This is a genomic window from Celeribacter sp. HF31 (genome assembly GCF_011806455.1).
Taxonomy (GTDB): Bacteria; Pseudomonadota; Alphaproteobacteria; order Rhodobacterales; family Rhodobacteraceae; genus Celeribacter.
This window is the reverse complement of record NZ_JAATOT010000002.1, coordinates 111,470-128,803: the sequence shown is the minus strand read 5'-3', so window position 1 is coordinate 128,803 and position 17,334 is coordinate 111,470. Positions and strand designations below refer to the sequence as shown.

13 protein-coding genes and 2 tRNA genes are annotated in these 17,334 nt (G+C 57.7%); 10 read left to right on the top strand and 5 right to left on the bottom strand.

What is annotated here, in order from left to right; translation table 11 throughout:
• Positions 1-171: 171 nt before the first annotated feature.
• The 4 genes from HCZ23_RS04025 (at position 172) to HCZ23_RS04010 (ending at position 6,959) form a co-directional block, all read left to right on the top strand.
• A complete protein-coding gene (locus tag HCZ23_RS04025) occupies positions 172-3,999 on the top strand; it encodes a hypothetical protein (protein ID WP_167600429.1) in 3,828 nt (1,275 codons plus the stop codon).
• Between the two features lie 190 nt (positions 4,000-4,189).
• Positions 4,190-4,819, top strand: coding sequence for a hypothetical protein (locus HCZ23_RS04020; RefSeq protein ID WP_167600428.1), 630 nt, complete (start codon positions 4,190-4,192; stop codon positions 4,817-4,819).
• An 8-nt stretch (positions 4,820-4,827) separates the two neighbouring features.
• The gene (locus HCZ23_RS04015; protein ID WP_167600427.1) at positions 4,828-5,898 is read left to right on the top strand and encodes an ImmA/IrrE family metallo-endopeptidase; all 1,071 of its coding nucleotides are present in this window, start codon (positions 4,828-4,830) and stop codon (positions 5,896-5,898) included.
• 56 nt (positions 5,899-5,954) lie between these two features.
• Positions 5,955-6,959, top strand: a complete 1,005-nt coding sequence (locus HCZ23_RS04010) for a nuclease (RefSeq protein WP_217703122.1) — start codon at positions 5,955-5,957, stop codon at positions 6,957-6,959.
• 370 nt (positions 6,960-7,329) lie between these two features.
• Here the strand turns inward: HCZ23_RS04010 and HCZ23_RS04005 are convergent.
• Positions 7,330-7,404 (bottom strand) — tRNA-Asn (locus tag HCZ23_RS04005).
• Positions 7,405-7,486: 82 nt separating this feature from the next.
• On the bottom strand, positions 7,487-8,356 hold the full coding sequence (locus HCZ23_RS04000) for an MBL fold metallo-hydrolase (protein ID WP_167600819.1): 870 nt from the start codon (positions 8,354-8,356) through the stop codon (positions 7,487-7,489).
• Between the two features lie 149 nt (positions 8,357-8,505).
• Here HCZ23_RS04000 and HCZ23_RS03995 point away from each other — a divergent pair, with 149 nt between their 5' ends.
• Together HCZ23_RS03995 and HCZ23_RS03990 are read left to right on the top strand one after the other, a co-directional pair.
• On the top strand, positions 8,506-9,837 hold the full coding sequence (locus tag HCZ23_RS03995) for an ATP-binding protein (RefSeq protein WP_167600425.1): 1,332 nt from the start codon (positions 8,506-8,508) through the stop codon (positions 9,835-9,837).
• A gap of 88 nt (positions 9,838-9,925) precedes the next feature.
• Entirely contained in the window at positions 9,926-12,172 is a 2,247-nt protein-coding gene (locus tag HCZ23_RS03990; protein WP_167600424.1) for a methyl-accepting chemotaxis protein, read from the top strand.
• Positions 12,173-12,259: 87 nt separating this feature from the next.
• On the opposite strand, the gene HCZ23_RS03985 is transcribed toward HCZ23_RS03990, so the two are convergent.
• Positions 12,260-12,336, bottom strand: a tRNA-Ile gene (locus HCZ23_RS03985).
• A gap of 138 nt (positions 12,337-12,474) precedes the next feature.
• On the opposite strand from HCZ23_RS03985, the gene purM reads away from it, so the two are divergent.
• The 4 genes from purM (at position 12,475) to rnd (ending at position 15,969) form a co-directional block, all read left to right on the top strand.
• Entirely contained in the window at positions 12,475-13,536 is a 1,062-nt protein-coding gene (gene purM / locus HCZ23_RS03980; RefSeq protein WP_167600423.1) for a phosphoribosylformylglycinamidine cyclo-ligase, read from the top strand.
• Positions 13,533-14,144 carry a phosphoribosylglycinamide formyltransferase gene (purN, locus tag HCZ23_RS03975; RefSeq protein WP_368487288.1) on the top strand — a complete coding sequence of 204 codons (612 nt, stop codon included), beginning with the start codon at positions 13,533-13,535 and terminating at the stop codon, positions 14,142-14,144. The genes purM and purN overlap by 4 nt, the downstream gene beginning before the upstream one ends.
• Positions 14,145-14,277: 133 nt before the next feature.
• Positions 14,278-14,649, top strand: coding sequence for a DsrE family protein (locus tag HCZ23_RS03970; protein WP_167600422.1), 372 nt, complete (start codon positions 14,278-14,280; stop codon positions 14,647-14,649).
• Between the two features lie 162 nt (positions 14,650-14,811).
• Positions 14,812-15,969: a ribonuclease D gene (gene rnd / locus HCZ23_RS03965; RefSeq protein WP_167600421.1), complete on the top strand. Its 1,158-nt coding sequence runs from the start codon at positions 14,812-14,814 to the stop codon at positions 15,967-15,969.
• Here rnd and HCZ23_RS03960 read toward each other — a convergent pair.
• Both HCZ23_RS03960 and HCZ23_RS03955 read right to left on the bottom strand, forming a co-directional pair.
• Positions 15,966-16,469 carry a GNAT family N-acetyltransferase gene (locus HCZ23_RS03960; protein WP_167600420.1) on the bottom strand — a complete coding sequence of 168 codons (504 nt, stop codon included), beginning with the start codon at positions 16,467-16,469 and terminating at the stop codon, positions 15,966-15,968. The two genes, rnd and HCZ23_RS03960, sit on opposite strands and share 4 nt — an antisense overlap.
• 192 nt (positions 16,470-16,661) lie before the next feature.
• Positions 16,662-17,165 carry a GNAT family N-acetyltransferase gene (locus HCZ23_RS03955; protein WP_167600419.1) on the bottom strand — a complete coding sequence of 168 codons (504 nt, stop codon included), beginning with the start codon at positions 17,163-17,165 and terminating at the stop codon, positions 16,662-16,664.
• Positions 17,166-17,334 lie beyond the last annotated feature (169 nt).

Here is a 17,334-nt window from a genome sequence, read left to right as displayed (position 1 = left end):
AACAGAAGGTCAGATGGGGCCAAGGGGTTTGCCTTTTGCTTGAAGAGAATGGAGCTTAGAGTATCGTTGAGGTTGAAGAGATTTCCATAGGGGCTGTCGCCGTCTGCGAAGCTAAACGGAAAAACTTTCGAGACATGTAATTCGGCAAAAAAGTGTATTGAGGCAGATTAAATGAAATACTTTGAGCTTTCCGCTGCAGATATCTCTGAGCTTGGGGATGATGACCTGCGAGAGTTGATCGGAAGGCTATGCGAAGCAGAACTACTTCAGCAAGAGCTGCCAACTTCAGGAGTGCTTTGGGGGGGCGCACAGGAGGCGGCAGACGGTGGGCTTGACGTCAGTGTTACAGCAGTAGACGGACTGAAAGCACCTGATTTTGTTCCAAAAGCCGATACAGGGTTTCAAGTCAAGAAGCATACAATGGGCAAAGCCGCATGCGCCAAAGAAATGCTCGAAAAGGGTACGGTCAAACCAATTATTGCTGAACTCGCCCGGAGGAAAGGCGCCTATATAATCGTAAGCGGCAAGGATGACTGTTCAGACAAGATGTTGAAGCATCGCTTGGAGGGCATGAATGAGGCCGTGACCTCGCTGAGCGAAAAAAAATATCTGCTACTCGACTTTTATGGGAGAGATCGTATCGCCGCTTGGCTGCGAAAGCACCCCGGAGTTTCTCTTTGGGCACGTTCCAAGTTGGGCAAGCCTTTGTCGGGCTGGAAGCCGCACGGTCGATGGGCTGCAACTCCGGTCAGTATGAACGATGAACTTCTTGCGGATGATCATCCTTGCGTCTTTCCCGCAAGCTCTTCGAACAAAGAGCCGATCACGTTATTATTGGGCATCGAACTCGTAAGGAATATGCTCCGATCTGGAGGAAGCGCTACACGCATAACAGGTCTTTCCGGAGTTGGGAAATCCCGTTTTGCCCAAGCTTTGTTCGAAGATGGGGTTGGCGAAGACCCGCTGCCGCATTCCAATGCGATTTACGCCGATCTTGGTGATGATCTTTCGCCAACCGCCTCGGAGCTTGTGACATTCCTTATCGCCAATGACATCGCCGCTTACCTAGTTCTAGACAATTGCCCACCAGATGTGCATCGCACTCTTCAGCAAAAGGTCACCTCAAGCGGGACCAAGCTGAGGTTACTTTCAATCGAATACGATATATCGGATGACCGGCCCGAAGAAACCGAGGTCATCCATCTGGAACCTGCTAGCGAAGAGACCGTTTCGAAACTTGTTCAGCGGCGGCTTCCTGATCTAGGACGCATTAATTGCGATAAAGTTGCCGAATTCTCTGGTGGAAACGCACGGGTGGCTTTGGCTCTTGCGAGTAGGGTTGAAGCTGACGAAACTCTCGCAAACTTCTCTGATCAACAGCTTTTCCAAAGGCTCTTCAGTCAACGAAAAGGGGCAAGCGATAGCCTTCTTGAAAGCGCAGAAATATTGTCGCTCGTCTATTCATTCAATACTTCCGAGGCTGAATTCAACGACGAGTTGTCAGCCCTTGGAAGGATTGCCAATATCGACCGTGCAGAATTACACCGCCACCAAGCAGAATTGTTAAGAAGGCAGATTGCACAGAAACGGGGGGAATGGCGAGCCGTTCTCCCACACGCTCTTGCCAACAGACTAGCGCGTCGTGCCCTTGAAAATCTGACAGTTTCACAGATCAATGCGGAACTCTTTAAACCGGGAAACGAGCGCATCTTAAAGTCTTGTGCGCATCGGGTTGGATACCTGCACGATTGTGAAGCTGCTAGGGGCCTAGCTGAAAGCTGGCTTTCTGCGGGCGCACCTTTGCACGACGTTTCGTCATGTTCATCCGATCAGTTGGCTTGCTTGAGCTACATTGCTCCAGTTTTTCCAGAAACTGTGCTCTCGGCCTTAGAGAGTGCTTCTGCGCAGCCAGGGTTTGCATCTAGAGAAAACCCGAGCTTCACGAAAATTGTCCGGCTTCTTTGTCAACTCGCCTACGACGACAGCACCTTCGGAAGAGCTGCCGATTTGGTGCTGCGGTTCGCAGAGACTGAGGGAGCAGGTGAAAGAAACAATAGCATTGTCGGCCAAATGAAGCACTTGTTCTCGCTCTATTTGTCGGGAACAGAGGCAAGCCCCTCACGGCGTCAGGCATTTGTCGCTAGATTGTTTTCGTCACCCAATCCAAGGCACTTGGAAATTGCTGTTGAGCTTTTGAATTCAGCTCTGGAAGCTTCACATTGGTCCTCCTTTGCGACCTTTGGTTTTGGCGCACGAAGGCGAGGCACTGGATGGCGTCCAACGACCCACGGAGAGAAGCTTGACTGGTACGAAGGCTACATCGCTATTTTGGAGCAGGCGCTGCAATCGAACGAACGCTCGCAAGTGGACGCTGCAAGAATGGCGATTGCCAATAAGTTCAGAGGACTGTGGGCTTTCGCGGGCTGCTTCGATGCGCTCGAACGCATTGTCCGAGATCATGCGAAGGGTGGCATTTGGCCTGACCTTTGGATAGCCATCAAGAACACGATCCACTTCGACGGCGAAACGCATGATCCTGCGCTTCTTGATCGACTAGAGGCACTAGAAAGGTTGGCAGCACCGAGCGACCCAATGTCCGAGATGGAAGCCTATGTGCTCTCAAGCACTTGGGAACATGCCGAAGTCAAAGGCGGCAATTACTCAGAGGCAGTGAAAGGCGTCAACGAGAAGATCATTAAACTCGGCGAACTTGCCTGTAACGACCCCACATACATTGAACGTCTGGGGGATAGGCTTTGGGAGAAACACGTTGATGCCATTTGGACGTTTGGGCGCGGTCTAGCTCGTGGAAGTCAAAACAAAGTTGAAACCTTTGAGTTTCTTGTTGGCCTTGTAGATGGCTTTTCGCTTGCGCGTGTAAATCCTGTTGTTTTGAGCGGGTTCATCCGTGAAGTTCACGAGGACAGCCCTGTACTAGCTAGGAAGCTACAGGAAGCGGTACTTGAGAACGCAAAACTCAAAGAGCATTTTGTCTATCTGTTGTGTGCGGCCCCGCTGGAACCTTGGGGGATAAAAAGGCTCATTGAGCTGGCGTGCGATAAGGAACTTGAGGCATGGACATTTGCTCACATTAGTTTTGGTCGCGTTCATGAGGCGATCTGTGACGACGACCTGACTGAATTGATTGAGGCAATTGCAAAACTCCCGAATGGAATTGCGGCGGCGCTTCAAATACTAGAAATGCGCTTTTTCATTGAGAGGGACAGTGCCTACCTCCCCAACGAAAAAATCTTGTCCGCAGGCCGACATGTGATCAAGTCATTGGCCGGCAAGGAAAAGGATGAAGTTCGCCAGCTCAAATCGCACGGCCTCGGCCGCGTGTGTAATTACTGCCTTGGAGAAGGCGCACCAATTTCGGAAGTTTCCGAGATTGCGGAGTTGGTATTTGACGGGATCGAAAATTTCCGGCTGTACAGCTTTGAACTCGGCGACCTCATCTCACCTTTGGTCAAGAATTTCCCAGAACTCGTACTTGACTGCGTACTCGTGGGAGGTGACAGCGAAAAGTTGCGAAGTTACATGGTGTTCCGTGACCGATCTTATGGTTTGGACGAGCCTTCGCTGAATGAAGCTTCAATTGACCGCTTACTTGCATGGTGTGGAGGAGATCAAGAGAAGCTGGGTAAGCTTGCAACGTTGGTTTGCCCATACTCTACTTTAGAAGGCGGGGGAGCACCGTTGGAAAACCCAAGTAAGGTCAAGCTGAGTGATCATATGATGGCCATCTTGGATGCATCCGACAATAAGACCGAGGTAGTTGAAACCATCTTCTCACGCACATGGCCATCGGGTTGGTCCGGCTCGCTAGCAGATATCCTTGAAGTAAGGGGCCGCGCGTTGGCAAGTTTGTCCGATTATCCATCGCCAGACGTGAAAATGCTTGTGACGGAGAAATTGAAGGAGATCGAACAGGCTGTTCTCAAAAATCGTGCAAAGGAGGCTGATGAGCACAGTAGTCGTGAACAGCGCTTTGAGTAATCTGGCGTATGGGTATAGAGCAGCTAGAAACGTGAGGATCACGCATGAACTCTGAACCCTGTTCGCGAGCGCGTAGGACGCGGTCCCTCCGCGCATAGCCTTCGAACCGGGGTAAGGGTAAGATGGTACTTGACCTTGCCGATTTTTTCGACCACCTTGTAGGTCAAGAAAATCGACACGAGGCGCAGGCATGACCGAACAAATTCCGACCACCATCTTGCACGACGTTGATGACGTCGCACACCGGCTCACCCAACTGGGCCTGACGGTTGAGGGGCTTTCGCGGGTTGTCGCCATCGCGCTTGCTGAACGCAACAACGCGACAGGCCTGCACCCGTCCAATGCCGCCGGGACGTTTTCCTATCACCATGGCGTCGCCGCGCTGCGTCGTGAATACCTTGGTGACGATTGGGAAATCGACCGCAAGGATGGGATCGAGGCAATCCGCAACGATACGCTCGGTATCAAAGTCTCGTTCTGCAACGTCGATGAAGCCTGTGGCCAAGACCACCCTAAGCCGCGCTCGGAAAAAGGCGCTGGGGCAGAACGTGCCAGTGGCCCGAACCTGTTCGAGGTTGCCGGGGCTGGTGAACTCTTGCCTCACGCACCGAAGCCGTTTGATGGCCCGGCGCTGTTTTATCTGATGGTAGATCAGCAAGGCCGCGCGGAGCTCATGCGCCCGGTGATCGCCCGGCGGACCTTCGTGGCCGCTGTGGAGCGCATCTTTCTGATCGAAGACGTGGAAGACGAGGATACGATCCTGCCGCTCGATACCGACGACATCGCGGATGATTTCGAGCCGCAGATCGTTCGCAAGTAGAGCGACCGATGTTCAACGCAGGGAGACTATCACTTGCCCGCGCAAGGCGTGGCATGACGGCCAAAGCTCTGGCTGAAAGGGCCGGGATTGGCGTGGACACGATCACGCGTCTGGAGAAGGGCCGAAATGTGCCGGAACCCGAAACCATCGAGAAGCTCGGTGAGGCTTTGGGTTATCCGTCGAGCTTTTTTGTGGGCGAAGATATTGAAGAGGTGGATGTCGGGGCCGTCAGCTTCCGTTCCTTCTCTAAGATGACTGCTCGCGAACGGAATGCCGCGATAGCTGCGGGATCGCTCGGTTTGCTGCTCAACGCATGGATTGAGGATCGGTTTGGCCTGCCTGAACCGGACTTTCCAGAAGAACTGTCAGAAGAAACTGATCCGGAAGTCGCAGCCACGCGCCTGAGGCAGCACTGGGGGATCGGACAGCAACCTATTGGAAATCTTTTGGGTTTGCTGGAGACCAAGGGCATTCGGATGCTCTCGCTCTCTGAAAATACCGCGTCTGTTAATGCGTTCTCGTTTTGGCGTGGGGGCAAGCCCTATGTATTCTTGAACAACTTCAAGACTGCGGAGAGCAGCCGGTTCGATGCAGCGCATGAACTTGGCCACTTGGTGCTACACCGACACGGCGACCCAAAGGGCGACCGTTCGCTAGAAAAAGAGGCCAATAGTTTTGCGTCGGCTTTCCTGATGCCTGCGGATGATGTGCGGGCGCGTATTCCGCGCGTGATTACGACCGAGATCGTTCTGAAAGCCAAGCTACGTTGGCGTGTGTCGGCGATGGCACTCGCCTACCGGCTGCATCACATTGGGCGATTGTCGGATTGGCAATACAAGTCGATTTGCATTGACCTATCACGTCGCGGCTACCGTTCGGGTGAACCAATTGGTATCGAAAGGGAAACCTCGGTCCTCTGGAAGAAAGTCTTGACCTTGCTTTGGCAAGAAAAAATCACACGGGACGATATTGCAAAGGAACTAGGGCTACCAAGCGATGAACTTGACGGATTGATTGGAAGCCTGACAGCGGCGGTGGGTCGGAGCGGAAACGCGACAGCCTCGTTTCAGGTAATCTAGTTGGGAAGTCCATGACCTCGCTTTATGCAATATCAGAAGGCAAGCTACGCCCTGCTGTGCGGCGAACGCTCAGCAACGAAAAGCTGATCGAAGACTGGGTGGAGGCCGATCCGAGCCTTTTGGGTCTCGACGCGATGATTATTGGGCGACAGGTGCCAACCGACCATGGCAAATTCATCGACCTTCTGGCGATGGATGCCACAGGCGGTCTGATCATCATCGAGTTGAAGAAAGACCGCACCCCACGTGAGATTGTGGCTCAAGTGCTCGATTATGCGTCATGGGTGCGGACCCTCACCACGCCCGAGGTTTACGAGCGGGCAGAGAAGTACCTGGGCGCGCGACTTGTGACAGCCTTCCGGGAGAGGTTCGGTGAGGGTATTCCCGAGCGGCTCAACGCCGCGCACTCCATGCTGATCGTCGCCAGCGAGTTGGACGCCGCTTCACGCAGGATCGTTGAATACCTCTCCGAAGAGCACGGGCTGGCGATCAACACAGCCTTCTTCAATGTGTTCGAGGCCGATGGCCGCGAATGGCTGACGACTGATTTCCTGCTCGATCAAGACGAAGTGGAAGAACGGTCGGAACGTAAGGTCCGCGCCCCGTGGTCGGGCTACTACTTTGTGAATGCAGGCTTAGGCGAGCATCGCTCTTGGGAAGATATGAAGCGTTATGGCTTCATCTGTGCAGGTGGCGGCGAGTTCTATTCCAAACGCCTGCAACAGCTCAGCGTCGGCGACGAGGTTTTCGTTTATGACAAGGGCAACGGGTATATCGGCTTTGGCGTGGTGACGAGCGAGGTCGTACCAGCCGCCGAGTTCATGACCCCGGATGGCCCGCTGTTTGACCAGCCGCTTGCCGAGCCACGCATGAAGCGGCCTGGTGCTGCACCGGAGGAGGCTGAGCATATGGTAGGTATCGACTGGCGCAAGACCGTAGACCCAAGTCATGCCAAGCGTTTCAAGGGCGTGTTCGCGAACCAGAACATCGTCTGTAAGCTGCGCGATGAGGCAACGGTCGATTTCCTGATTGCCGAGTTCGATGTCGAACGGGGGTCATGAATTCTGGGGCCGGTTGGGGAAGGCGAATGTAACGGACCCGCTACGCGCACGAAAATGGTGGGGAAAACTTGGCGGGGAATGGCGGCCATAGGGTGCACAAGGCTCTGTCAGGGCGTTTGCGGCAGATTTCCACCCCAACCTACCAAGAATTTCCAGACGCGCTGTAGAGGCAGCTCAGGGCATTTTCACTGTTTGGTCAGATTTGGCGGTGGTTCAAGAGCACATGAAGCAAGGGTCCGATGCGCCACATCGCTGCGTCACGCCCCACTCAAATCAGCTTCAACTGCCTACTATCTGCCTACTAACGCCCCCCCCCCCCTGAGCCACCTCGCTGAGGTAACTCGTAAATCTCTGATCTACTTGGGGATTTTGGCTCCGGCGGTAGGGATCGAACCTACGACCAATTGATTAACAGTCAACTGCTCTACCGCTGAGCTACGCCGGAACATGGGGCGGTGTATAGCCATGTGGTTTGGGCCGTGCAAGTGGGTTTTGTGACAAAAAATCAGTTTTTGATAAATTTTTGCTCAAGCTACGGAAAAGACAGCGTTTTCAGAGAGTTCTGGCGTGGCGACGACGTGGTTTCTTTGGGTGAGGTCGATCAGATGCGCCAAAGTGTTGCGTGCGGCGGCGGGAAGGTGGCTGGCGGGCAACTCGGTGTAGACGGCTTGGGTCAGAGGCAAAAGCGCCCGTGGGCCTTGGCGTAGGGCCTTGAGGATTTGTGCCTCGCGATTGGCTCGGTGCGTCAGAAGAAAGTCGATCCTCTCCAGTGGGGTCTCTACGGCTGCGCCATGGCCGGGCAGGAGGCGGTGAGGTGCCAGATCCCGCAGGAGCACGCAACTGTCGCGAAAGGCGGCGGCGTCGCCGTCGGGCGGAGAGATCAGCGAGGAGGACCAGCCCATGACCAGATCGCCGGAAAACACCATGTCCTGCCAGTGAAAACACAGGTGATTGCCCATGTGGCCGGGGGTGTGCAGCGCGGTGATCGCACCTGCCTCAGTCTCCATCACGGCCTCATGTGCCAGGGTCACATCGGGCATGAAGCTCTCATCCACACCTTCGCCGCCGCCGACCTGATCGCCAAGAGTCGCCATCACCGGGCTGCGTCCCGCCAAAGCATCGCCAAAGGCAAAGATCGGCGCGCCGGTGGCGTCAGAGAGCGCGCGCGCACCTTCGGAATGGTCGCGATGCGCATGGGTGACGAGGATGTGGGAGAGACGCGTGCCCGGCGGCAGGGCGTCGAGGATCGCCGCGCGGTGATCGGCCAGATCGGGACCGGGGTCGATCAGCACGCGGGTCTGGCCGTCGCCCAAAAGATAGCTGTTCGTGCCCCAATAGGTCATCAGCGACGGGTTCGGCGCCAGAATGCGGATCACTCCGGGGGCAAGCGGGCTCATGGTGTTGGGACGGGTCTGCACGCGATTGTCCTTTGCTTCGGGCTCTGTCAGGGTCTACCAAGAGCGCGTTTCATGGCATAGCTTTATCTCGGCGATGCCAAAGGGAGCGCGGCCCCGTAGGATGTATGTGCGCCGAAAGGTCTTGGTCTATGCTGTTCGAATGGCTCAAAAAATACATGCCGCGCGGGATTTACGGCCGAGGCGCCCTGATCCTTCTGGTGCCGGTTGTGGTGATCCAGATCGTGGTGATCGTCGCCTTTTCCCAGCGCTATTTTACCGACATCACGCGCCAGTTGAGCCGGGGTGTCGTGGCGGAAATCGGCCTCTATGTGGTCTCTGCCGACACCTTGCCGCCCGGGCAGGTGCCGCTCGCGTTGCAGGAGTTGGATGAGCGCCTGGGATTCACCTCTTCTTTTGGCGCGGAGTCGCAGGTCGAAGATCAAAGGCTGTGGTATGACTACTCCTCGCGAGTCATCGAGGCGGAATTGCGCGGCGCGATTGTCGGCGTCGAGGGGGTGGATTTTGCCAGCGACACCCAGCGGGTAAGGCTATCGATCCTGACCGAGGGCGGGCGGTTGACGCTTGAGCTGCCACGCAGGCGCGCCTCGGCGGCGAACCCTCACCAGCTGGTGGTCTGGACGGCCTTTACCGGTCTGGTGATGACCCTTATCGCTTTTATTTTCCTGCGCAATCAACTCCGTCCGATCCGCCAACTGGCGCGTGCCGCCGAAAGTTTCGGACGCGGCGAAAGTCGGCCCTATCGTCCGGCGGGCGCCATCGAAGTGCGCTCTGCTGGGGCGGCCTTTCTCAACATGCGCTCGCGGATCGAGCGCCAGATCGAACAGCGCACTCTGATGCTGTCGGGCGTCTCGCATGATCTGCGCACGCCTTTGACACGAATTCGACTGGGCCTGTCGATGTTGGACGTGCCGGAGGCGGAGGCCGAGGACATCGCGGCGATGCAGACCGATCTCGATGAGATGGAGCGTTTGATTGATGCCTTTCTCGATTTCGCCCGCTCGGATGCGACGGAAGACCCCGAAGAGGTCGATCTGGTGGCTTTCGTCGCGGCCGCCAAGGAGCGCGCCGAACGTGCTGGCGGTGTGGTTGAGCTGGGGGAGATGCCGGATCAGGCGGTGGTGCTGAAGCTGCGGCCTGTGGCCTTGGCGCGGGCGCTCGACAACCTGATGTCCAATGCGCGCCGCTATGGCACGACGGCGCGGATCGGTCTGGCGCTTTTTGAGCGCGCGGTGGTGATTTCCGTTGAGGATGACGGGCCCGGGATCGCGCTTGAAGGCCGCGAACGGGCCTTGCAACCCTTTGTACGTCTTGATGAATCGCGAAACCAGAATCGCGGCTCCGGCGTGGGGCTGGGCCTTGCCATCGCCCATGACGTGGCGCGGCGCCATGGTGGCACATTGCGACTGGGAGAAAGCGCGGCCCTGGGCGGATTGAAAGCCGATCTGGTTCTGGCGCGCTAAAAGGCGGCTCGGAAACATATCCACGTTCATGCTTCTTAAAGGCTTGTCTGGCAGTGAACAGGCAGTGTTTCAAGAAGGATGTCTCCCCATGTCGCTTCGCATGAGAATCATTGCCGCCATTCTCGGCACGGCGGTTTTCGCCGCTGTTGTCGTTGTCGTTCCGATGCTGATCGGCACACAAAGGCTGGTCTCCCAGGGCAGCGCGCGCGAGCTTGATCTCATTGAAAAGGAAATGACCCACGCCATCGAGGCCGAGATCTCCAAGGCGGGATTGGCCGCTGCATTGGTTGCGGGGATTCCTGAGATCGGTCGCGCCATGGCCGAAGAGGACCGGCCCAAATTGGACGAGATGTTCGCCCGTCATTTCCCGGAGCTTCAGGCCGATTTCGCCATCGCCCAGTTCCAATTCCATACGCCGGATGCGCATTCGATGTTCCGGGTGCATAAGCCAGAGAAATTCGGCGACGATCTTTCAGAATTTCGCAAAACCGTGGTCTCCGCCAATGACACACAAGCCCCCGTGGCGGGGCTTGAGCGTGGCCGGGCCGGGCTTGGTATCCGCGGTCTGGCGCCGATTTCCGATCAGGGTCGGCATGTCGGTACGGTGGAGATCGGGCTCGATCTGGGGGCGGCGTTTTTCGACGCTCTCGTCGCCGGAAGCCAGACTCAGATGGAGTTTTACACGCTTCCTGACCAATCCATTGAGGGCTTTGGCGCCGAAGGTGGCGTGGTGCGCGGCGCCGCGACCTTTGACGGACCGGATGTGTTGACCGAGCAAGACATCCTGACACGCGCGCAGCAGGACGGGGGCGAAATGATCCGGCGCACAGTCGGCGAGGTCAGCTATGTGTCCCAAATGGTTCTGCTCCACGATTTTTCCGGTGACGCGGTGGCGGTGGTCCATGTCATGGTGCCTCTCGCGACCTATCAGGCAATTTCAAATGAGATGCAGATCATGGCGCTGGTCGCAGGGGCCGTTGCGCTTCTCTTGGGGGCCCTTTTGGCGATGATTTTCGGAGGCCGGATTTCCAACGCGCTAGGTGATATGATCCGCCAGATGCAGGCGATTGCCTCTGGCGACACCGCCGTCGATTTGGCTCGCGATATGAAGCGGGGAGGCGAATTGGGGCGCATGGCCTCGGCGCTGGAAGTGTTCCGCAAAGGGCTGATCGAGGCGGAGGCTTTGCGCGCGGAAGAGGCGGCGGCGCGTGCGCGGATTGAGGCAGCGGAAGCAGACCAACGCGCCCGCGAAGACGCGCAACGTCTCAAGGATGCCGAACAGGCGCAGATGGAGCGCGACCGTGAGGCAGCTTTGGCGGCGGAGAAAGAGGCGGATCAACGTCTGCGTGATGCTGAGCGTCAGGCCCGAGAAGACGAACAGCGCGCTGTGATGGACCGGCTGGCTGCGGGGTTGAAAAAACTCTCTGAGGGCAATCTGGACGCCACGGTGGCGGAGGTTTTCCCCGAAAGCTATGAACCCCTGCGCCATGATTTCAACGAAACGGTGACCAAGCTGAACGGGCTGATCGGTTCGATCCGCGAGGCGGTTCAGTCGATTGTCGGCAATGTGCATGGCATTTCGGAGGCGGCCACCGACCTGTCTCGCCGTACGGAATCGAGTGCGGCGACGCTTGAAGAAACCGCCACGGCGGTGAATGAAATCACGTCTTCGGTGCGTCTGGCGGCCGATGGCGCGAAGAATGCCGATAAGCTCGTGCAAGACACCAATGAAAAGGCCCAATCGAGTTCCCAGATCGTGTCCGACACCGTGGTTGCGATGAGCGAGATTGAGGCGTCGTCGTCAAAAATCGGCAAGATCATCGATGTGATCGACGACATCGCTTTCCAGACCAACCTTTTGGCGTTGAACGCAGGCGTCGAGGCCGCGCGCGCGGGCGAGGCAGGACGCGGATTCGCGGTCGTGGCCAGTGAAGTGCGCGAACTGGCGCAGCGCTCTTCGAGAGCCGCGCATGAGATCAACGATCTGATTTCGTCGTCCGAGGCCCAGGTGAAACATGGGGTCGCCCTGGTGGACCGTGCGGGCGATGCGCTTCGGATGATTGCCGACATGGTGAAAAACATCTCGTCTCACGTGGGTGAGATTTCCTCTGCGTCTTTGGAACAGGCCAAGGGGATCGAAGAAATCAACTCCGCGATCTTCGAGATCGAACAAACGCTGCAGCAAAACGCCGCCATGTCGGAGGAAACCTCCGCAGGCAGCACAAATCTGATCGAGGACGCGACGCGCCTGCGCCAGCTTGTGGATGTGTTCCGCATGGCGGATCAGGGGGCTCAGGCGCAGACTGGTTGGGATGAGGTGGCGCAGGTGGCTTGAGGCATGTGGTGATGTCTTTTGTCGAGCCATACAGGGGGCTGAAAGAGACCCGCAGAGTGTCTCTGGGCTGTCTGACTTTGTGGGGAGTGGTAGGCCCGGCAGGACTTGAACCCGCAACCAAAGCGTTATGAGCGCTCTGCTCTAACCAATTGAGCTACAGGCCCCTACCGGACCCGTGCTTATTGTGCGGTCAAAGCAGGGTCAAGCGGAAGTCGACGCATGGCGTAAACGGGGGGCCTTTTCAAGACGGATTAAACCGCGTAAACGGGCGGCAACTTTGGTTTGCGCGGGGAGCCTTTGCCATGACCCATGAAAAGAAGACATCGGGAAAAAACGGTCTGACCTATGCAGACGCCGGTGTGGATATCGATGCGGGCAATGAGCTTGTCGAACGCATCAAACCGGCGGCGAAAAAGACCGCGCGTCCGGGCGTGATGGCCGGGCTTGGCGGCTTTGGCGCGCTGTTTGATCTCAAGGCCGCGGGCTATGAGGACCCGATCCTCGTCGCTGCGACCGATGGCGTCGGCACCAAGCTGCGTATTGCGATCGACACCGACAATGTCAAAACCGTCGGCATCGATTTGGTCGCCATGTGCGTGAATGACCTTGTGTGTCAGGGCGCTGAGCCCTTGTTCTTCCTCGATTATTTCGCGACCGGCAAGCTCAAGCTCGACAATGCCGCCGCCGTGGTCGAAGGCATTGCGGAAGGCTGTGCGCAGTCCGGCTGTGCCTTGATCGGCGGTGAGACGGCGGAGATGCCGGGCATGTATGAAGACGGCGATTTCGACCTCGCGGGCTTTGCCGTGGGCGCGATGGAGCGCGGTTCCGACCTGCCGTCCGGCGTGCGCGAGGGCGACGTGCTTTTGGGGCTGGCTTCCAATGGCGTGCATTCCAACGGCTATTCGCTGGTGCGCAAAACCGTCGAGATTTCCACCTATAAATGGTCCGACATCGCGCCGTTCTCGGATGCGACCTTGGGCGAAGAGCTTTTGAAACCGACCCGGCTTTACGTCAAACCGGTGCTCAAGGCGATCCGCGCGGGCGGTGTTCACGCGCTGGCGCATATCACCGGCGGCGGTCTGACCGAAAACCTGCCGCGCGTGCTGCCGACCGGCATGGGCGCGGACATCGACCTGACGGCCTGGACTTTGCCGCCGGTCTTCAAATGGCTGGTCGACACAGCCGGCCTGTCGCAGCATGAGCTTCTCAAGACCTACAACGCCGGGATCGGGATGATCGTGGTCTGTGATGCGGCGGAGGCCGAGGCTTTGACCGCGCTTTTGAGCGGCGAGGGCGAAACCGTCTACCGCCTCGGTCAGGTGACCACCGGCAATGGCGTGACCTATGAGGGCGCCTTGTCGTGACCTCCAAAGTCGTGAGCCCCAAAAAGGTTGCGATCCTGATCTCCGGCGGCGGCTCCAACATGGTGTCGCTGGCGACATCCATGACGGAGGATGGACATCCCGGACGCCCCTGTCTGGTGCTCTCCAACGTTCCCTCTGCGGGCGGGTTGGCGAAGGCTTCCGATATGGGGATCGCGACCGAAGTGGTGGATCATCGTGACTTTAAAGGCGACCGGGAAGCCTTTGAGCAAAAATTGATTTCCGTGATCGACCACTATGAGCCGGACGCCATCGCCATGGCCGGGTTTATGCGGATTCTGACGCCCACGTTCATCTCGCATTACGCGGGAAAGATGCTGAACATTCACCCGTCTTTGTTGCCGAAATACAAAGGCCTGCACACCCATCAGCGCGCGATTGAGGCAGGTGACGCCGAGGCCGGGTGTTCCGTGCATGAGGTGACAGCGGAGCTGGATGGCGGGCCGATCCTTGGGCAGGCGCGGGTGCCGATCATGGCAGGTGACACGGCGGATGATCTGGCGGCACGCGTGTTGGTGAAGGAGCATCTGCTCTATCCTTTGGTGCTCAAGCGGTTCCTCTTGAGTGAAAAAGACCTGATCACGCTTTAAGCCGGTCTCCGTGCCACTAGGGCGAGATGTCGCGGGCCTGTGATCCCTTCGGCCCTTTCAAAGATATATTCGAGATGTAGAATATAACGCGAGTCCGCACAGGACCCGTGTCTATGTCGCGAAAGGATATCGCATGAAAACCGCTGATTTCGTTGCCACAATTTTTGACGGCCACTCCAACCCGGGCAAGGTGACCGTGGCCTTCACCATGGCGCTCAACGCGCAGAAAATGGGGCATAGCTCCATCGTTTTGCTGATGGTCGAAGGCGTCGAGCTGGGCCAGCCGGGCTCTTGCGACGATATCGACATCGGCAAACCGTTTGAGCCGGTGGCCGATCTGGTCAAAGCCTACCGCGAGGCCGGCGGGCGCATCGGGATCTGCGGGGCCTGCATGATCCACAACGGGTTCAGCGCCGAGCAGATGGACCCGGACTATGAAATCATCACCGCCCCCGACGTGGTCGAACTGATGATGGCGGCCAAGGGCAGCCTGCCGATCACTTGAGTCAGCAAACGTCGTATCTGCGCCCAAAACGGGCGCAAATAGGGGATAAACACGGGAAAGGGGGGCGTTCTGCGCCCCCTTTGTTCTTTTCATTCCGCCGCAAACCCCGTATCACGATTGAACCGCCGGGATGACCCCGCACCGCAGGCAAAAGAAAACAACATGATCACCATCACCACGACCGAAGGCCTCGAGGCTTTCTGCGACCGCGCCAAAGCTCATCCTTATGTCACGGTCGACACCGAGTTCCTTCGCGAACGGACCTATTATTCCAAACTTTGCCTCGTGCAGCTTGCCGTTCCGGGTGACGCCGAAGAGGACGCGGTTCTGGTCGATCCGCTGGCGAAGGGGCTTGATCTCGCGCCGCTTTATGCGCTGTTTCGCGATGAGAACGTGGTCAAGGTCTTCCACGCCGCGCGCCAGGATCTCGAGATTTTCTACATTCAGGGACAGGTGATCCCGACGCCTCTGTTCGACACGCAGGTGGCGGCGATGGTCTGTGGCTTTGGAGAACAGGTGGGCTACGAGACGCTCGTGCGCAAGATTGCCAAGGAGAGCCTCGACAAGACCTCGCGCTTCACCGATTGGTCGCGCCGCCCGCTGACGCAGGCGCAGGAAAACTATGCGTTGGCCGATGTGACGCATTTGCGGGTGATTTACGAATTCCTGCGCGATGAGATCAAACGCGAAGGCCGTGAAAAATGGGTGGCCGAGGAGCTTGAGGTGCTGATGTCGCCGGAGACCTATGTGGTCGAGCCCGACGATGCCTGGATGCGGGTCAAAACGCGCACCAGCTCCGGCAAATTCCTCGCCGCCGTCAAAGAACTTGCCGCTTTCCGCGAATTCTATGCCCAGAGCCGGGACATCCCGCGCAACCGCGTCTACAAAGACGACGCGATGCTGGAGCTGGCCTCGACGAAACCCAAAACACCGCAAGACCTGTCGCGCTCACGGCTTTTGCTGCGCGAAGCGCGCAAGGGTGAGATCGCCGATGGCATCCTGCAAGCGATTGAAAAAGCGTCGAATTATACCGCCGCCGAGATGCCGAAGCTGGATATGTCGAAAGACAAGCTTCAGGTGAACCCGGCGCTGGCGGATATGCTGCGGGTGCTGCTCAAGGCGAAATCCGACCGCTTTAACGTGGCTGCCAAGATGATTGCCTCCGCCTCCGATCTCGACCAGATCGCGGCCGGGAAGCGCGATCTGCCGGTGTTCAAAGGCTGGCGTGCCGAGGTCTTCGGCGACGATGCGCTGCGCCTGTGCAACGGCGAGATCGGTCTGGCCGTCAAAGGTCAGCGGGTCGATGTGATCGCGCTCTAAGGCGCGACTTCATCCGCTTTCAAAATCATCTGAAACCGTTTGCCGGAGAGGGTTTGCGGTTCAAAGCCGCAAGCACGATAGGTGGCCTGTGCGACCAGATTGTGGTCCTGCGTGCCAACCGTCAGGATGTGGCATCCCATGGCAATGGCGGTGGCTTTCGCCTCGGCAATCAGGGCGCGCCCGATGCCTTGGCCGCGCGCCTCTTTGGCGATGTAAAGATGATGTAGGTCCAGCGTTTTCTGCCCGTGGTGCAGGCGCACACCACCGACCAATCCGGCATAGCCGACCAGCGCGCCGCCGCGCTCCGCCACCAAAAGCCGCAACCACGGCAGATCGGCGCGCATCAGATCAATGAGGCCGGACAGGTCCAGCTCCGGCTCATCGCCATGATGATGCGCCAGCGCGTGGATCATCTGCAACAGCGCATCCTTGTCGCCCCAACGCGCGCGTCGGATCGTGAGGCTGTCCTTCGGGGCGGAAATCTTTGTCAGTAAGGTCATGTTTTTCTCCTGGGGGCGCCACAGGAGGGGAAGTTTGACATGAAAAAAGCCGCCTCTTGTGGCGGCTGTTCAATGTTCCAAGCTGAAAGGCCGCGCTTATGTAAGCTCGGTCCAATAAAAAACAGTCATGGAAGCGGTCTGTGTCATGAGACCCAATCTGCGCGGCGCGGGGGAAGCTGTCAAGCGCAAAGCTCAGGCGAGCGCCATTTCGTAATGCGGAGACCGCAGGGAAGGGCGTTCGAAACCGACAGCGCGATAGGCGGCTTTTGCGGTCTCCGAAGTGCTCAGGATGCCGACACTCAACGTGCCGCAGCCGAGGTGATGCGCCACGGCCCGGGCCGCCTGGGTCAAGGCGCGCGCAACGCCTTCACCGCGATAGTCGGGTCGGACATAGAGATGATGCATCTGCATGGCGCGATCGACGGGGCTCAGTTGCAGCCCGCCGACAAGGGCGGTGTACCCGATCAGGACGCCATTCCGTTCGGCAACCATGATGCGGGCCCAGGGCGAGGAGGCGTAGAGCAGGTCGATCAGAGCATCCGCATCGAGCTGCAATTGATCCTTGGTCACCGTTTGCAGGTCGCGGATCATCTCAAGCAGGCAGGGCAAATCCGCCAGTTCCATCGCGCGGATGGTCAGGGACGAGAGGGCCGAGGGGGCGGTGAGGCCCGCGATGTCGAATCTGCGCTCAGTCATGTCGGTCATCTCTTGATTTCTCGCCACAGCTTTTGCCGGGACAAGACATCAAAAAGGTTAAGGTCGCCCTACGGCGCCGGTGAATTTTCTGTAAAAACGACCGTTTTTGATCGGAAGGTGCGTTTGATGCCCATATGTGGTAGAGATCGCGCGCTGTCAATCTGTTGAT